The organism is Amphritea atlantica, from assembly GCF_900111095.1.
GTDB classification, from domain to species: Bacteria; Pseudomonadota; Gammaproteobacteria; order Pseudomonadales; family Balneatricaceae; genus Amphritea; species Amphritea atlantica.
Map to the genome: position 1 here is coordinate 1 of NZ_FOGB01000026.1, position 18,811 is coordinate 18,811.

The window sequence follows — 18,811 nt, forward strand, 5'->3', positions numbered from 1 at the left end:
TTAAAACCATCGCCGCCTTTGCTGGAGTTGGTCTTAATGGTGCTGCGGGTTTTATGTTCCGGCAGTTTGTACGGCGGACGGTTAAGGCCGTGATACACCCGACCAATCACCAGCGGTTTATCCGGGTCGCCTTCGAGGAAATCAACAATCACCTCTTCGCCGATACGGGGAATAAACATGCCACCAAAGCTACCACCGGCATGGGACTGACTCACCCGAATCCAGCAGGAGCTGGTCTCATTACCCTGGCCTTCGCGATCCCAGTGGAACTGAACCTTAATGCGGCCATGCTCATCGGTGTAGATCTCTTCGCCCTCGGGACCAGTGACCGTCGCGGTCTGGGTGCCTTCCACATGGGGAGACTTTACTTCCGTCGTCGGACGGAACGGCACCTCAAAGGGAACACAGAGATAACTATTACTATACTGACTGCCCTCGGTCGAGGCCCCCACTTCCAGCACCTGAGGCTGAGAACATTCATGCTCAACCCGCGCAATCAAATACTCACTATTGAGCGCATCCCGATCATGCCCGGTGAGTTCAAAACTATAACCCGGGGTCATCCGGTTAACATCGCTGCTGCCCTTAGCCATTTGACGGTAACGGTTGAGAGATTCCAACCGGATCAGGGCGTTATTATTGCCCCGGCCTGAATCGATAAAACGGCCCGGGTGGTCATAGATCTCCAGCGGCACATCCAGCTCGCCCGATTTCGCGGATTCCAGTTTGAGGTTGGGCTTTTTAAAATCAAAATCCCGCAGGGTCACTTTTCCCGGAACAATCGATTCGCTGTAACTGAAGCTGAAGATATGCTGTTCACGCACCGCCCCCTGACTGTCGTGAAAACAGTCCAGTAGCGGATCACCGCTGATGGCGGGGTTAGAGCCGGAGGTATCGCTGAACACCAGCACATGGCCTTCGTCGCTATGTTCGAAGTAATAATGTATCCCCTCTTCAGCCAGCAGTCGCTGAATAAAGTCCAGCTCAGTTTCCCGGTACTGCACGCAGTAGTCATAATCGGGATAGCTTTTGAGCAGATCAAAACGGAACTCATCGGTGTTCAGCCCGGCATCCGTCAGAATGATCTGGATGATGGTTTGCACATTCTGGAACTGGAAGATCCGGCTGTTCTGCCGGTGCTGCAGTGCCCAGATTTTAGGCACCAGGCGGATATGGTAGGTGCTCTGGTTAACCCCCTGATCACCGAGGCTCACTTCAGAGACCATGCCGTGAATATAGCGGGTGAGCTCTTCACTACCATCGGTCTGATCCAACAGGGTAACGAATGCTGGCTGGCCAATCAGGGTAGCGAAATCGATATCGCCATCATCTGAGACCACTTCGATGGCAAACTCAAACAGCGCCGAGATCTCCTCTGCGCCGTTAAGCCGCACCAGACTGAACTGTTCTGAATCGTCTGTATCCTGTAGCTGAAAGAAAAAGCGCTCTTCGTTCGCCTTTAAAAACACCATAACTCAATCCTTTGCTGTGTTCTCTTTTATTGAGCCTGCCGAACGCCAGACCTTTGTGACAACCACCCGACTTTACAGCAAGTGCTGTGCCACCTAGTGATAGTTAACCGTTAAATGTCTGCTTCAGACCGCGTAACAGAGATATGTCCCCCGCGGTTTACAAAGCTATCCCGCATATCTTCTGGCAGCTGTAGCTGTTCAAACAACTCATTACGTTCAGCTTCAGACATCGCTTGCGTATCAAACTCTTCGGTTGTTGTCATACCGCTATTTTCGTCGAAATACCGTTGCATTTTTGCGCTTTGCCATTTAAAGAACCCCAGGGCTAAAACCGGAATCCAGATGAAAATCAGGAGCAGCAACAGCAACGCAGGAAGTGACCACATATAGCTTGCGGCGAGTGACTCTGCCGGCTGGTCCGGAAGATAGTAAACCTTAATAAACTCCCCGGCTTGTTCCTGCAGACCTGACAAAAAACTGTGCGAAGGGACATAGTAAACCTCACCATTCGGCGGCCGGTATTCAACTCTGGGGCTATAGGTATTAGTTTGTTGGTCAACCACATTCACAACCTGTCCCTGGATAGCTTCAGCCTGCAGAACAAAATCTATCTTTTCACCAACATAAACAAAATATACAAGCTGCAGAATTGTGACTACGCCAAAAAAGACTTTAAACATGTTCAGCCTCCTTGCTGCCAGGCATTATCCTGAGAAAACGGGCAAAAAAATCGTCTGTATTATCGCCTGCGTAAGCGATACTTAACGTCTTTTTATCCGTTCGGATAATGATATTTCCATTATCAATATAGGCCTCTTCAATCTCAGCAACAGGGACCTTGTTGGCTCTTAAAAAATAACTGCTGCGATAACGGAGCTGCTTACCAGAGATCGTTATTTCCGGTTGGAAGAGACGCACTGATATCGCATCCAGCAGGAACAAAATAATAAACAGTGAAACGATTGCATCGACAACGGCGAAACTTTCAGACCAGGTTGCAACAAACAGAAGACCTAACAGGAGATTGACAAAAATTAACTGCCCCAAATAGATATATACCGTCCCCCACCCCTGATGAAGCGGTAGCTTTAAGACACGCTTCTCTCTGGCTCTGACATCAAGAAGATCTCTGCTGCGAACGTAACCCCGATAGGTTTTCTCACGGTACGCCTGTGTATTCATTTTATCGGGGGCCGATTCAGCAAAAATTTTCTTATCCACCGAGTCGGGTGTTCTGAGTTGCTCCGTCCCATCCAGTGAATCATAGATGCTGACATCAAAGAATTTCGCAGCGGTCTCTGCCAGTCGGCGAATCACCACCGGGTCAGCACTCTCATAAAGACTATAGTGCTGATCGTCATCCGATATAAACGCCACTATACAAACGGTATAAGCCCGTCTGTCGTTTGGTTTTTTTCTCTGCTCACAATAGGTTCTGATTTTTGCAACATTGGGAAATGGATCACTGCGTTTGAAAAGTGACAGCCCAAATACCCTGAAACGCCGGTTAACCAGCCGCTCCGACCGGTTAATAAGGATCTCACTTTTGCCAACACACAGTCCTAAGCCAACCAGTGTAATTAAATTTAAAGGGAACCCCGCAGGTGCGCTAAAAATCACCAATACAACACCGATGATAATCCGCATGACCCCTTTTTCAATCTGAAGTGTCAATATATCCTGCTGCATTTTCTCTCCCTGAGACAGACAGTGGTGATGCTATGACCGGGATGGTTCCCGCAGATCATAACGTCCCAGTTTTTCCACCAGTGAGCGACGGGATACCCCTAGCGCATCGGCTGTGCGGGTCTGGTTGCCATTATGACGTTGCAGATGGCGGGCGATCACCCGAGCTTCCAGACGGCCCATAATATCTTTCAGACTGGCACCGTTTTCCAGTTCCTGTTCCAGCGGGGTCACCGGCAGACTACTGGTTTCATACCCAGGCATGTGCTGCGGTTCAATCACTCCGTCCTGATCGGCCAGTAACACAGCCCGTTCAATGATATTTCTCAACTCTCGGATATTGCCTGGCAGGGGCAGACTCTGAATCAGATCAAGCACTTGTGGCTTAATACCGCTGATCGCTTTGCCATACTGACCGCTGAACTGACCGATAAAGTGATGCACCAGTGCGGGAATATCTTCACGTCTTTCCCGCAGTGCCGGCAACGCTATGGGAAAAACGTTCAATCGGTAGAACAGGTCTTCACGAAAACTTCCCTGAGCGATCAGTTTAGGCAGATCCTGATGGGTGGCCGCCAGAATGCGGACATTCACCGGAATACTCTCCAGAGCCCCCAGTGGCCGCACCTCTCTTTCCTGCAGAACCCGCAGCAGTTTTGCCTGGAGTTTAAGCGGCATATCGCCAATTTCATCGAGAAACAGCGTGCCCCCTTCTGCCGCTTCAATCAGCCCTTTTTTGTTCTGGGTTGCACCACTAAATGCGCCTTTACGATAACCAAACAGCTCACTTTCCAGCAGCTCTTCTGGTAGCGCAGCACAGTTTTGCGCAATGAACGGCCCATCACGATGGGGGCCGTTGCGGTGGATGCAGGCGGCGATCAGCTCTTTTCCGGTGCCGGTTTCCCCCTGAATCAGGGCGGTAGCGGTGGAGTCAGCAATTTTCTCAATCAGACTGAATACCTGCTGCATCGCCACTGACTGACCGACGATCTCATCGACTTTCAGCTTACCGCTCATTCGGTTGCGCAGCTCTTCGTTCTCAATCTGGAGCACCTGGTTGGTTTCATCCAGCTGCACGATCAGATTTCGGTTCTCTGCCAGTAAGCGGGTGTTTTCAGCGACCACTACAGCCTGTACAGCAAAGGCCCGGACAAAGGCTTCCAGTTTTGCCGGAAACGCTTCCACATCCCCTTTCTCACTGACCCGGCGATTGAACAGTTGCATCACCCCCAGACTAACCCCTTCATAGTCGGTCAGGGGGATCACCATCAGCGAGCGGGTGCGGATACCACTCAGACGATCACGGTGATACAGATCATCAAAGTTAAAGCCGCTGTAGGCGTAGGCATCGCTGATATTGACGATCTGCCCCGACAGCGCCGTATAAGCAGCAATCTCTTCCATATTGGGTCGACGATCCGGTCGCAGATCGACTTTTTGCAGTGGCACAGCACTGCTTTGCAGATAATCGCCCTGAACCACTTCCGGATGCAGATAACGTTTTGTCCGGTCAAGAATATAGATGCAGCCGGCTTCAGCCGCGGTCAGTTTGCGAGCCGCCGTGAGAATTTTGTCCAGCAACAGATGCAGATCCTTCTCCCGGGTGATACTGAGATTGATCTGCACCAGCTCTTCCAGAGCCAGCAGGGAATCTTCAATACTCTGTTCAATCATTTACAGGCACTTCTGTTTCTGCACTCTCTTCCGCCAGTAGTAGGTCAGAATCATCATCTGCAACCGGTGGGTTATATTCATTACCAAAGCTAAGCGTGAACCCGCCGTCAGCATCGATATCGAGCAGAAGGTGCGTATAACGGGTCTCCTCCGTCATCCTTTCCAGCACTTCAGTGGCAATCTGAGGCAGCAGTGTACCGTTAAGAATATGATCAATATTCCGGGCTCCGGTCTCAACCTCTGTGCAGCGTTGAGCGATGGTCTCCACCACCTGATCTGTGTAATTCAATACCAGCTTCTGACTACTGGCTAAACGTTGCACCAGCTTATCCAGCTTGATGCGCACGATATCACCCATCACCTCAGAGGCAATGGGGTAGAATGGAACAATCTGCATCCGCGCCAGTAACGCGGGCTTAAAGTGGGCACTGAGGACAGGACGAATTGCGTCGATTAATTCCTCTTTTGAAGGACGATGCCCATCGGCGCACAGATCCGTGATGATATCGGTGGCCAGATTGGAGGTGAGGAACACAATGGTATTGCGAAAATTCACCAGTTGACCTTCACCATCGGAGAGCATCCCTTTATCGAATACCTGATAGAAGAGGTTCATCACTTCGAGGTCTGCTTTTTCTACCTCATCCAGCAAGACAACTGAGTAAGGCTTTTGCCGAACCGCTTCAGTCAGTAAACCACCTTCACCATAACCAACATAACCAGGCGGTGAACCGATCAGACGAGAGACTGAATGCTTCTCCTGAAACTCTGACATGTTAATTGAGGTCAGGAAGCGATCTCCACCAAATAGCTGATCGGCAACCCCGATAGCCGCCTCTGTTTTCCCGACCCCGCTGGGGCCAACAAACAGAAATACCCCCATCGGGGTTTCCGGATTATTCACCCCGGCTTTAGCTGCACGAACCCCCTGATCAATGGCATCAATGGCGTGGTTCTGTCCTTTGATCCGTTGCTGGAGCTGCTGATTAAAGCTCAACACACTCTGGGCCTCATCACGCACCATCTTACCCAGTGGGATACCGGTCCAGTCAGCAATAACCCGGCCGACAACATCCGGCGAGACCTCATAATGAATCAATGGATTATCCTGTTGCAGCTCGCTCAGTGCGGCGACTTTTTCACTGATTTCCTGGCGTAACGATTGTTCGGCTTGCGGATCCGCGTCAACACTCTGCTCCCGATGCTGAGCCAGTGTCTGACGAAGCTGTACTATCGTGTTCACCAGCTCCTGCTCGGATTGCCATTGCAGCAGTAAAGTCTCCAGTTCGGTCTGATGCGCATCGATCTGCAGTGCTAAGGCATCGATTTGTCCCTCATCTGCCAGCACATCACTGGAGATATCACGGGACAGTGCGTGTAACTCGCGTTCCAGGGTCTGAATCACACGTTCCAGATCATCAATTGCATCCGGCTTGGCGGTGATGCTGATCTTTACCCGCGCCGCCGCGGTATCGAGAACGTCCACTGCTTTGTCCGGTAGCTGGCGACCCGAGATATACCGGGATGACAGTTTTGCCGCCGCTTCTACCGCATCATCCCTGACATAGACACCGTGGGCCGCCTCATAGGTCTGACGCAGCCCGCGGATAATCACCACCGCCTGCTCGACTGTGGGTTCATCCAGCTTAACCAGCTGAAAGCGGCGCGCCAGTGCGGGGTCTTTTTCGAAATATTTTTTATATTCTGACCAGGTTGTTGCGGCCACTGTGCGCAACTCTCCACGGGCCAGCGCAGGTTTAAGCAGATTGGCGGCATCACCACTGCCAGCCGAGCCTCCGGCACCGATAAGCGTATGCGCTTCATCAATAAACAGAACGATCGGTTTAGGCGATGATTTAATCGCGTTAATCACCCCTTTCAGACGATTTTCAAACTCCCCTTTAACGCTGGCACCCGCCTGTAATAAGCCAAGATCAAGGCCGTAGAGCTCTACGCCAGCCAGCACATCAGGCACCTCACCCTGCGCAATTTTCAGGGCCAGGCCCTCGACCACGGCACTTTTGCCTACCCCGGCATCACCGACACAGATCGGATTATTCTTTCTACGGCGGCCCAGAATATCGATCATCTGTCGGATTTCAACATCGCGACAAAATACCGGATCAATTTCGCCATCCCGGGCTTTGGCCGTCAGATTGGTGCAGTATTTGTCCAACACACTCAGATCAGCTTCGGCCACAGCAGATGCGACCGACCCTTTGTTTGTGCTCAGGTTAATCTCGCAGGACCCTTCGGTCACTGTATGATAGTGTGTTTTGAGGTCATCATACGGCACACTGCTAAGATCATCGACGTAGCTTGCCATACCATGACGGCGCTGATTAGCGAGAATGGCCATCACCAAATGCCCACTACGAACCTCAGCGGCGCCCAGCTCCAGCGATGCAATCAACCAGGCATCCTCCAGCAAGCCCACCAGAGCCGACGAAAATACCGGTTTACCCTGATGACCTTTTTTATCCAGTTCGATGCTGTGCTGAATGCGCTTTACAAAATGAACAACATTAATTTCGTAGTGCACCAGAATCCGGGCAAGGTCATTTTCCTCTTCGAGCAGCTTCATCAGGTAGTGGTCCACACTGACTTCATAGCCTTCCTGAGAAACACAGAGCCCTGCGGCAGCCTCAAGGGCTCGGGTGCAGTTGCTGTTGAGTCGCTCAACCAATGATTTAAGCTGAATTTTTTCCATCATTACGTCCCTGTTGCAGTTCAGTACTCTCGTGTCTGAACCGGTTAACCAATACCATGTAGTATGACATTACGATCATGAGAACCAGGATTACCCAGCCAGCCAGACCAGCCCAGATAGCAGCCTGCTTCACCTCCCAGAGTAGATTCGGGTACCTGATCGCCCTGTAACACCAGTTTAATATCAAAGCAGAGCTGTTCTGGCATCAACATCAGAATCATCTCTTTCAGGGCTGCATAGTGAGCCCCATTCGGCAGAAAATCAGCAAATTGTGAATACACAAGCGGCCCCATCTGCACGATAAACTTACTGTTAAAATCTTTTACCCGGCTGCCGAGGGTTATATCTTCGCCCAACAGACTAGGCCCCAGCCCTAAGCGGTTCTTTTGTTCGTCAGGTACTGAAGCCCAGCGCTCCACATGTTCAGTAATCTGTACCGGCACATTATTAAAATAACCACTAACGACCTGACGCATAACACTGGCAGAGTTACCCTGCATCGCCATCAAGCCGGAAAATCCAAGCAGCCGGGGCCAGTTGATAGCAGATTCCTCTCTATACGCTTTTTCGGGTGCGCCCATAAGAGCAAACAGCCACTCTGAAAAATCATTCCGGGCCTCTGGCTGGTACTGCAAGGCCGGCCGGTATTTATGCCAGATACGGTATAAAAATGCTGTCAGCCGGTGATTGAACAGATCCAGAAAATCCCGTTGACGGGATGTCGGCAGTTCAAAAACCTGAATCACTAACTGCCCGTTCCTGAAACTCGTCAGTTCTACCGGACTCAGCAGCTCCTGTAGACTTTCACCATGGACCAGTTGTTCCAGCTCATCATTGTTGAGCGCTCTGGCACTGAGAACGCCCGCTCGAATCTGCTGTTTATATTCAGCCGCCCGAAGCACCAGACTGGATATATCCAGCCGATGATCGCGCAACGCTCTGATCTGCTGTTCCGAGGTGAGGAAATACTCTGTCAGTTCCTGATTCTCAATCTGCACCTGTTCTGCAATGATCGATTCCGTCACATGTGCCGGCAGCGGTGATGCCGGCCCATACAAACCTATAAAATTATTCTGCAGCTCCAGCTGTCCCTGGCGGCTGATACCCGCATGCTGAATATCGCAGGCTGGAAAAGCCAGGCTTGGATGTCCCCTGAAGCGGATCGCTTCGCTAGCGACCGGCCCCTGATGTCCTACCCGGGCACCAGTGTGAAACGATTCCAGCAGATTGACCGCTTTGAAAAATTCAAAGCTATGGGCAGCCCGCTGCAATTCATTACTCAGAGTAAGAAATGCTGACCGCTCTGAATCTGCCATCGGTAGATCTCTCCGTTGTCCAACCCTTCAACTTCCAGTTCATGATGGGCGTTGATATTTGCATACTGACTGAAAAATCCGTTCAGTACCGAGGCAAACAAAAACATCGTGCTCTCACCCTGAATACCTTTAGCACCAAACTTACTCTCTCTGAGCTGCAGTTTTGTCTGCAGTGTTCTCACGGGGACCCCTTTGATAATCCGGTCCCGGGTAGTGGTGGATATACTCTGAATACCTTCCAGCATCTGTTGGCTGGCACGCTCGGCCTGGCGATCAAAAAAGGCCCGAAAATCGTAACAGGCCAGCAGAGTGCGCAGTGAATCCAGCCGTGATAATGAACGGTAATGAAGCGCCATCTGCGAAATCAGCTGCCAATGCAAGCCATCGCGAAGCGGTGGCTGAAGGGCATTTGTCACCCGGGTGATATTGCGAAATGAGGCGAACTCAATCGAGTCCGCCGTCGGATAGATAATATCCCCCGCCCGTAAAACCTCGGGAAGTTTCCGGTTTGTACAGGTCAGTTCCATCGATACCGTTTCGGTTGGCGGCACAGTATCCCGGCTATCCACATGAACAAAGCTGATAAAGCTATCAAGACCACTCTGCAATGTAGACAGGCGCCGTTTGAGTGAAAAAAACACCTGTTTGTCATCTCTGTCGCTGCGGATCTCATGATCAAAGCTCTCAAACGCTGGATAATGATACCGCTTGCTCTGACCCCGCAGGCTCCCGCTGACATGATCGATTGAAAAAAGCTCGATATGCTCCTGCTTCTCATAGGCGGGGCGAATCATATACTCCTGCCGTCGGTGATCAACCCGAATAGGGTCTGCATCTGCGCTAAACAGATTGATGATCGGCGTGCAGTGAAGCCTGACATGGCCTTTCTGAAGCCGCAGCTGTGAATCAAACTTACGATTAAACTTAAATGTCAGGCTGAATGATTCGATCATTGGAGCCTGCAGATGCTCACTCAGATTATTAATATCAACGAAGAGAAACTTTTCAGGAAGGCTAAAATATTCCTGTAGCAAACGGTATCCATTAAATGAGCGATTGGTGTAGGGCAATAGCGCTTCATCATCAGCAAACCCTACCGGAGTAACCGATTTAGCCCCCAGCTGAACACGGGTCTGTTCCCCTGAACGAAAATGCACACCAAGTTCCAGCTTATCCAGATAACGAAACAACCAGAGATAAAGCCCCTGACTGATATGCATCTCGCGATCACCGTGGAGGAAAAGCCGCAGTTTATCCAGACCAAGATTTTCTGACGCGGCGCCTGGCTCTATCTGAAAATTCAGTGTGAGCGTCGCCCCATCGCTCTGGTTAGTTGAGGTCAGTTGATCCAGTTCGATCGGATAAATATCCACATCATAGCAACTGCGAAACCGGCAACTGGTATTTTCCACCTCAACAGATTGCACCTCTTCACCACGGGCGATCCGTTTCCCTTCAATCAGCGCGTTCTCAACCGGTTTAAATTCAAGCACACTCATCGAGGGTAGTGGCCGCAGGTAGTGCGGCCATAGCAATCCAAGTAACGCATGGGTCACTTCGGGCAATTCATCATCTAGCTTCTGTCGCAAGCGGCCGGTCAGAAAGGAAACGCCCTCGAACAGCCGCTCCACATCCGGATCATTTCCCTCTTCTGACAGAAACTTTGATAAGCCCGGATTTTGTCGTGAGAACTCTGCCCCCATATCCCGCAGATATGAAAGTTCATCCTGATAATACTTATTAAACGCCATCTTATCCGACTACCTTACACAGACCGTCGTTCGCCATCATTGTTTGAAAACGAACCCTGACCGGACTTTCAGGAATCGCCATATGGGCATTGATCTCAAACCTAAGATCGAGTGGGTTATCATCATTTTGCAGATAACGGACCCGGACCCGGTCAAGGCGGGGCTCATATTTTTCAAGCGCCAGCTTGATCGCTTTACGCATCTCAGTCACAGCTTTCATATAGCCGCTACTCATATCCAGATCGTTAAAATCCGGTAAGCCATAATCATCCAATGCGGTCACACTGCCCTGACGTACGTTGAACATATTCTGCAAATGCATCTGAACCGATTCACGCAGCTTATCTTCATTCACATCGAGCGAAAGCTTAGCCCCTTCATCGCCTAGTGCTACGCGTTGTAGAAGCGTGTAGTGCAACATAGCTGTATCCTTACCGCCCTCTGACGAGAGCGGTTCTGTCAAGCATCATTAATCGATCAGGACTTATCCAGCTTGCCCACCAGGGACAGCGTGAAATCAGCACCCATATACTTGAAGTGAGGACGGACATGGAGAGAGACTTTGTAGAATCCTGGCTCGCCTTCTACATCAGACACCTGGATTGAAGCTTCACGCAAAGGTCGTTTGCTGCGAACGTCAGCACTGGCGCCATCCTGATTGGCAACGAACTGGCGGATCCAGACATTCAGTTCCTCTTCCAGATCATTACGCTCTTTCCAACTGCCAATGTTTTCCCGCTGCAATACCTTTATGTAGTGGGCCAGACGATTAACGATAAACATATAGGGCAGCTGAGTGCTGAGCTTATAGTTCATCTCAGCCTGCTTACCCTCTTTGCTGACACCAAAGAATTTAGGTTTCTGTACCGAGTTGGCGGAGAAGAATGCCGCATTATCACTGCCTTTACGGAACGTCAGAGGGATAAAACCCGCTTCGGCCAGCTCGAATTCACGGCGGTCAGAGACCAGTACTTCGGTCGGAATCTTGGTTTCAATCTGTCCCATTGCCTCGTAGTGATGCAGTGGCAGATCATCCACAGCACCACCGCTTTGAGGCCCGATGATATTGGGGCACCAGCGATATTTTGCAAAACTCTCTGTCAGCCGTGTGGCGAACGAGAATGAGGTATTACCCCAGAGATAGTTCTTATGATCGCCAGAGATACTTTCATTGTATTTAAATGCTTTTACCGGATTGTCACTCTCGTCATAGGGCAGACGTAACAGGAAACGGGGCATCGTCAGGCCAACACTACGGGCATCCTCACTTTCACGGAATGAGCGCCATTTAGCGTATTGCGGACCTTCAAAAATTGACGCGATATCGTTCAGGTTAGGCAGTTTCTGGATATCATCCACACCAAAAAACTGAGGAGCGGCAGCAGCAATAAACGGCGCATGAGACATCGTAGCGACACTGGCAACGCTCTGCAGTAAGCTGATATCCGGGGCACTGTGATCAAACTCGTAGTTTGCAATCATGGCACTGACCGGTTGACCGCCGTGCTGCCCAAACTCCGCAGTATAAACCTTCTTGTACAAACCGGTTTCAGTAATATCTGACGCATCTTCAAAGTCCATCGCCAGATCATCTTTGGATACATTCAGTAACTGTATGCGGTTATTTTCCCGAAAGTCTGTGCGGTCAACAACAAATTTAAGCCCACGCCAGGCTGACTCCAGCTTCTGAAACGAGTCATTGTGGAGAATCTCATCCACTTGCAAACTCAGCTTCTCATCGATGGAAGCAATCATCTCATCAACCAGCTGTTTGCGGATGCGATCGCTCTTCTCTCCGGATTTCAAGATCTCAGCTATAAACGCCTGCACCCCTTTAGAGGCAACATCATAAGCTTCGTCTCCGGTTTTCATATTGGTCTGCTGCATGATCTGATCAAGCAGAGACCCTTCGCTGGTTAACTCGACTGCAGCCTGGCCGGCTATCTGTTCCTGTTCTGACATAATTCAATCCCTTACTTCATGGGTCACCGTGTTGTTTCAGTGACGCAATTACTCTTCATCGATGCCCAGTTCAGCCATCAGTTTCTTGCGGGAGTCATCATCTCCCAACAGCTCTTCGATCTGTTTGCGAAACGCAGGTACATTGCCCAACGGCCCTTTAAGAAAGGATAATGCTTCACGCAGCTCAAGAAGCTTTGCCAGTTCCGGCACCTGTTTAACCACTGACTCGGGTTCGAAATCCCGCAGATTATTGAAAGACAGATCAGCTGAGATCTCTGCATCTTCCTCACCTGATAACTTATTTGGCACCGTCATCTGCACACTCAGACGCTGACTGGCCATAACATCAGAGAAGTTATCCTTACTGATATCGATGAGTTCCCGATCCTGCAGATCTTCTTCCTCTTCACGCAGCGTATAATCGCCCAGCATGACAATCTTATTGGGCAGTTCAATCTCTTCCTTGCCATCGCCCGTTGCCGCTTTGTAGACGATATTGATCCGCTCCTTCGGTGCCACTGATCCATCTTTAGCCATGAGTACTCATCCCTCTTATATAAGTTATAGTGCCAGCGCGCTCAGTGGATCCATCAGGCATAACGCCATTCTCAACTGATCCACTTCGTCCTGCTGTTCCTTGGTGTATTTCTGCTTTGCTTGTGTCTGACTGTGGCCACTCAGCAGTAGTTTAATTACATTCAGATAAAGCTCCGGTTCCCATCTTTCCAGGCCGTTCCCCTGCAGCATCTGATGCAACATCTTCAGCTGCGACATAGCCACCTCAAGGTGCCCGGCATCAAAGCAGAGGCGGGCCTGTTGCAGTTGCCAGAAGCAGCGCTGACGTTCACCACGAGCCTGGGCTGCTCCGTCACTTAACCGCTTTAACCCCACATCAAACTGCCCCTTTAAGGCATCCTTCTTGGCATCGTCATAAGCACTAACCCATTCGGGCTCCGCACCTTTGGATGTGTCTGACACCTCGTTATTGCCAGAGGAGTTCAACTCAGTTTCTATCCACGACTGGGTCAACGGATCAATAAACCCTTCGCCGTTAGCAAACTTGTTCATGCTGAACTCAGGAAACCGGGCAAGCAGATGGCTGACATTATGCGCCACCGCAGCGGCGGCGTCTGGCGCGCCCAGTTCCTGCAAAGCCCGATAGACCATACGATGCAGGCCCAGCCAGAAAATCGCACCACCAGCAAAGCTTTTCTCGCACTCCTGAATCAGGACTTGCCAGTTACCCACCTGTTCAAGCGCTTGCAACTCCTGAATTCGGCTGTCAGACGGAATCTTTGGCAGAACACCGGTAGCGGGAAGCTTTTCCAGAATCATCCAGGTACTGGTGCGAAGCAGGTGATAAGGGTAAGGATCGGTAATCCGCTGCTCTCGCAACAGCTGACATATTTTATCGACCGTCCGGTTATTGGTTGTCAGTGCTTTTTCAATATCTGCTGTCGAGGCAACAGACTGTGGCTGGGCTTTAATCGGCTCCGCTGGCGGCGATTTGCTCTGAGATACTGGTTCTGCTGAAGGGGACTCTTTAACTTCCTGAGGGTGCTCCGCAACCGGCTCAGGTTCTGCGGCAATCGGATCATTTGAACCGGCAAGCTGTTTTTTTTCCTGTTCAGCCAGAATGTACTCCGCGTCCTGGCTAAACCGGTTCAGCTGATTTTTAAATTCAAACAGAAATGGCGAGTCATCGGCTAAACGCTGATTAATAGCCAGCTCAAGACGTTTAAACTGCTCGACACAAAGCACCACATCACTGGCACTCTCTGCGTCTATCTGCAGCTCACTGAATGGGCGTTCAAGTTTTTTCACCAACCATTCAAACGCAGCAGCCCGAAGCTTATTAGGTTTTTTTCGCCGGGTTGGAAAAATATTATCCCAGTAGTCTGCTTCAAGCATTGAGGCCAGTAATGCCAGGCCATTCACCAGTCCGGCAAACCCGTTTCTGAAATAAAGTGCAACACTGAGTCGACTGGCAACCCGAAGGTCTTTTGAATGCTCCCGCAGAATAGTCTCTGCAAGCACCTGTACGCGGGTCCAGTCGATAGGTTGAATATCGATCCCCTCGCCTTTCTTTATCTCATCGTCCAGCTCCGAATAGATATCCTCATGCTGGATATCCTGTCCGGTAGGCTGCGACGCACTGATTGGCGTAGCGGCGAGCTTTTCTGCCCAGTCTTGCTCCATAATTCCCATAACCGACCCTGACTCAGCGATCTGACAGGCTTAAGTTAAACAGATTAGAGAAACAGGACAGCGACGCAAGATGCAGATAGATGAGTTCCAGTGCACCTGTTTTATTCAGTTCCTGCAATGCAGAAGGATCCAGCTGCTTCAACCGTTCCCGATTGACTACAAAGAAGCCGTCCAGCTTACGTCCCTTCTCTTCACCCTGTGCGGTAAACGTCGCTTCGGTTGACTCCAGGAGGTCCAACTCGACCAGTTTCTCAGTGAAAATCCGGTTACGCCTGAAGTCCAGTTCAAACTGTTGCAGAAACTGGCTGATCGTCTGTAAATAGCCCGACTGACTTTTATCTTCATTGAACAGAGCGTTCCCACGCCCTTCACGATTACATCCCGGATAGGTTTCATCGATACAGATTGTCAGGTTCTGGCTCTGCTCTGATACTGAGGCAACCGTGAAGGGGTAACGGCGGACATAGGCGGGCAGATAGGGTGCCAACCATTCACCTTCATCATTCACAAATTGATTGTGCCCGGCTTCGGTGCCAACCACAGCAACAGGTGTATACCCTGAGTCTGCTTTTATAAATACGATGGGGTAATGGGATAGCAGTTGACCAAACTCAGAAATCCCAACGGGAATAATATTAGCCGACCCGGCAAACCGGTAATCGGTGATCTCTATGTTCAGGTCGGTATGTGCTGCGGTGCTAACTGCGGTTAGCTGATTATAAAACATCGGAAGCATGTCAAAATCCTTTTAAGTAGTTGCCAGTCCCTGGGCCGATCATTAACCGGCAGCGATCATATCACGCTGTGGCACGGTTAATGTAAATACAGTATCGTATTTTTGCCAGAGATCAAAGAGTTGTTTAAATTTTTCTCTCTGACGAATATATCCAACCGAACGATCACCCTCTTTTATATAGGCAAAAATGTCATCTTTCTGATCTTCGGGCAGCATGATACCGTCACTTTTTACATCAAAGATAATGACAAATTCGTTAAACAGGGCTTCATCTGCACCAAACAGATAGTTAAGAAAATCAATCATGCTGGAGGATAAAACGGTGTCAGTCAGGGCCGAGCGAAACAGTACCGAGGAGCCACTGGTATTCAGTCGCACCGATAACAGGCTCGCCTGAGTGCTAATAAATGCATTGTCACCCAGTAAGCTCAGTGTTGAAGTTGAATAATCACCATTGATGCCACTGAAAGTAAAATCGATCGGATTGTTGGCACTGCCAATATTCTCTCCCGCTCTCACTTCAAGGTGAAGATTATGCTCAACGTCAAGGGTTAAGCCGGTATCAGTAGTGATGCTGCCCAGTTCAGATATAAGAGTCAGATCATCTGCCTGTCCCTTCGAGACATGCATACTATCCTCTTCAATGACGATCACTTTCCGGGCTCTGTTCTGATCCAGCCCAGACACAGCCAGCTTCCCAAAACGGGTTTCTTCACTTAATCCCCAGCTACCCAGATCAATCGTATCATTAGCCTGGAAAGCCCCCAGACCATCGACACTGATGTGACCATTATCTGAGATATTATCGACAGCTGTAACGGTAAGGTTTCCGCTGGTATTCACTCCATTTAGCACAATACTGTTACTGTCCCGGAGGGATGCATTTCTGGCAGTGACCTCTACCGTATTGAAGTCATTAAGCGGGTTTTCAAAGTTCACATCACCCGTGGTATCAGCCAGCAGATTGCCCGCAATGGTTAAAGTCTCGTTAGCCGATATATCGCCGTTTGATTGCAGAGACAGATCACCGTCGACAGTCACTCTCTGCAGAGCAAAGCCGGCATCAGAAACGATATTTAATTCATTCAGCGCCGTATTTAAACCGATATCTCCGGTAGAAAAACCACTTCCATGAACCGTCAATGCATACCCTCCATCGACGGTTCCGATGGCGATATCTTTGCCTGACAGCGTTATATTATTATTCAGACCAACCGCCCCACTGAACAGCTGGTTTTCTGACGTAACGACATCATCGTACAGCTCAGCATTGCCATAAACCGATAAACTTTTCGTATTAATCTCCGATGTCAGTTCAACGTCACTCTGAATTGTCAGACTATGATTACCACTTATACGCCCAAAGGTTATTGCTGAGCCGGTCAGGTTAACGCTATCAATGAGGCTGACTGCACCGCTATAGGACTGTTCGGCAACCGTCGTTATATCGCCTCCCAGAGAGGTTTCACCATTGACGGTCAGACTCTGTGCACTCACTGCATCATAAAAAGCCCCGTTACCGCCAATACGAAGAACCTCAGCATCCACAGTTGCAGTAAAATCAGCATCTCCGCTGACGAGCAGGTCATTCACAGACACCGCACCTGCCAACTCGGCATTACCATCAATTGCCAGATCCTGGGCACCGCTAACACCATTAATGGATACGCTGGAGCCTGACAGCGTCACATCATTCATCAGTTTTACCGGCCCGGCATAAAACTGCGTGCCAGTCGTTGTAACATCGCTGGCCAGATCACTGGCTCCTGCTACAGAAAGATTCTCTGCGATGATTCTGTCTGCAATGGAAGCACTCCCCAGAATACTGATCACTGCAGCATCTACTGAAGATGCTAAAGCTGCATCTCCGCTGACAGACAGGTTATTAACGTCAACAGTGCCATTCAGATTAGCATCACCGCTAATCGACAAGTCCCGCCCTCCAGTCACGCTGTTTGCATTCACCATAGAGGCGCTCAGGTTGATATCGTCCTTCAGGGTAACGGTGCCGGTATAACGCTGCAAACCAGCCGTAGCGATGTCCGCAGCAATATCACTGGTTCCAGAGATTTCCAGACTATCTGCGGTGACCTCATCATTTATGACCGCGTTTCCAGCAATCGCAATAGCACCGGCATCAACCGTAGAAGCCAGATCGGCATCACCACTAATCGTCAGATCATTTACGCTCACTGCACCGTTCAGCAGGGCTGTGCCGTCAATGGCCAGATCATTTGCCCCCTGAACAGACTGGGTGCCGACATCACCGGTCAGCCGAACGTCACCGCTCAGAGTCAGATCGCTCATATAGGTTTGTACGCCTGCATAGATATCCACAGCCAGATCGGTCGCCCGGTTGAAAACAACCTCACTTAAGGCCTCACCTGCCCCCATATCACCCGACAGACTAACCACGGCATCCAGCACCAGACGGTGATTACCGTCCACAGTGCCATCGAAGCTCACTGTTGTTGCAGACAGTGTCGCATCATCGGTCAGCCTGACATTTCCGGTATAGTGCTGCGCATTCACTGTGGTGACATCTGCTCCCAGATCAGTGTTACCTGAGATGGACAGACTATCGGCTTTAACGACATCCCCGATAACACTGTTGCCGCCAATCACAATATCACCGGCGTTCACAGTAGATGCAAAGGCGGTATCCCCTGTTACCGACAAGTCTTTAACAGAAACCGCATCTTGTACATCCACATCACCGACAACATTGAAATGATGAGCCCCGGAGATTGCCTGAGTGGTGACCGCAGACCCTGTCAGCGTCACCGCCTGATTCAGGGTGATTGCGCCCTGGTAATCTTGCGTTGCCGTTGTACTGATATCGGCCCCCAGATCCGTGGTACCGACAACCTCCAGACGGGTTGCGTTAATCCGGTCTTCAATAATGGTGTTACCGCCCAGATAGATATCCTGGGCATTAACCGCAGCGCCGATGGTCGCATCGCCGTCAACGGTCAGATCATTGACTGACACCACACCCTGAAGATCAGCGTCAGCGGCGACGGTCAGATTATATGGACCTGAGACCTGATTCGCGCTGACCTTAGTACCCGACAGCCGGACAGCCTTGCTCAGGGTGACTTCACCGGTATAGCTCTGGCTGCCAACAGTGGCGATATCGGCTCCCAGATCGGTGGTTCCGCTAATGGCCAGAGTCTCTGCGGTGACCAGATCGTGAATCGTTGTGTTGCCGGCAATTCGGACGTCCCGGGCCTGCACTGTCGATGCAAAATTTGCAGCGCCGCCAACCGACAGATCACTGACGGATACTGCGCCGT

13 protein-coding genes are annotated in these 18,811 nt (G+C 50.4%); all 13 read right to left on the reverse strand.

Features of this window, described 5'->3' with window-relative positions:
* A partial coding sequence (tssI, locus tag BMY09_RS21755; RefSeq protein ID WP_091362248.1) for a type VI secretion system tip protein TssI/VgrG occupies positions 1–1,472 on the reverse strand: 1,472 nt, incomplete at its 3' end.
* A gap of 110 nt (positions 1,473–1,582) precedes the next feature.
* Entirely contained in the window at positions 1,583–2,152 is a 570-nt protein-coding gene (locus tag BMY09_RS21760; protein WP_091362249.1) for a DUF3592 domain-containing protein, read from the reverse strand.
* Entirely contained in the window at positions 2,145–3,161 is a 1,017-nt protein-coding gene (locus BMY09_RS21765) for a hypothetical protein (RefSeq protein ID WP_091362250.1), read from the reverse strand. Before BMY09_RS21765 ends, BMY09_RS21760 begins: the two co-directional genes overlap by 8 nt.
* 30 nt (positions 3,162–3,191) lie before the next feature.
* Positions 3,192–4,832 (reverse strand): sigma 54-interacting transcriptional regulator, encoded by a 1,641-nt coding sequence (locus BMY09_RS21770; protein ID WP_091362251.1) that lies wholly within the window; start codon positions 4,830–4,832, stop codon positions 3,192–3,194.
* Positions 4,825–7,542, reverse strand: coding sequence for a type VI secretion system ATPase TssH (gene tssH / locus BMY09_RS21775; protein WP_091362252.1), 2,718 nt, complete (start codon positions 7,540–7,542; stop codon positions 4,825–4,827). Before tssH ends, BMY09_RS21770 begins: the two co-directional genes overlap by 8 nt.
* A 44-nt stretch (positions 7,543–7,586) precedes the next feature.
* A complete protein-coding gene (gene tssG / locus BMY09_RS21780; protein WP_091362253.1) occupies positions 7,587–8,858 on the reverse strand; it encodes a type VI secretion system baseplate subunit TssG in 1,272 nt (423 codons plus the stop codon).
* Positions 8,822–10,609, reverse strand: coding sequence for a type VI secretion system baseplate subunit TssF (tssF, locus tag BMY09_RS21785; RefSeq protein WP_091362254.1), 1,788 nt, complete (start codon positions 10,607–10,609; stop codon positions 8,822–8,824). Before tssF ends, tssG begins: the two co-directional genes overlap by 37 nt.
* 1 nt (position 10,610) lies before the next feature.
* A complete protein-coding gene (tssE, locus tag BMY09_RS21790; RefSeq protein WP_091362255.1) occupies positions 10,611–11,030 on the reverse strand; it encodes a type VI secretion system baseplate subunit TssE in 420 nt (139 codons plus the stop codon).
* 56 nt (positions 11,031–11,086) lie between these two features.
* Positions 11,087–12,571, reverse strand: a complete 1,485-nt coding sequence (gene tssC / locus BMY09_RS21795; RefSeq protein ID WP_091362256.1) for a type VI secretion system contractile sheath large subunit — start codon at positions 12,569–12,571, stop codon at positions 11,087–11,089.
* 48 nt (positions 12,572–12,619) lie between these two features.
* A complete protein-coding gene (tssB, locus tag BMY09_RS21800; protein WP_091362257.1) occupies positions 12,620–13,108 on the reverse strand; it encodes a type VI secretion system contractile sheath small subunit in 489 nt (162 codons plus the stop codon).
* A gap of 24 nt (positions 13,109–13,132) precedes the next feature.
* Entirely contained in the window at positions 13,133–14,779 is a 1,647-nt protein-coding gene (gene tssA / locus BMY09_RS21805; protein WP_091362258.1) for a type VI secretion system protein TssA, read from the reverse strand.
* 13 nt (positions 14,780–14,792) lie between these two features.
* Positions 14,793–15,515 carry a SapC family protein gene (locus tag BMY09_RS21810; RefSeq protein WP_091362259.1) on the reverse strand — a complete coding sequence of 241 codons (723 nt, stop codon included), beginning with the start codon at positions 15,513–15,515 and terminating at the stop codon, positions 14,793–14,795.
* Between the two features lie 42 nt (positions 15,516–15,557).
* A partial coding sequence (locus BMY09_RS22265; protein ID WP_175483634.1) for a beta strand repeat-containing protein occupies positions 15,558–18,811 on the reverse strand: 3,254 nt, incomplete at its 5' end.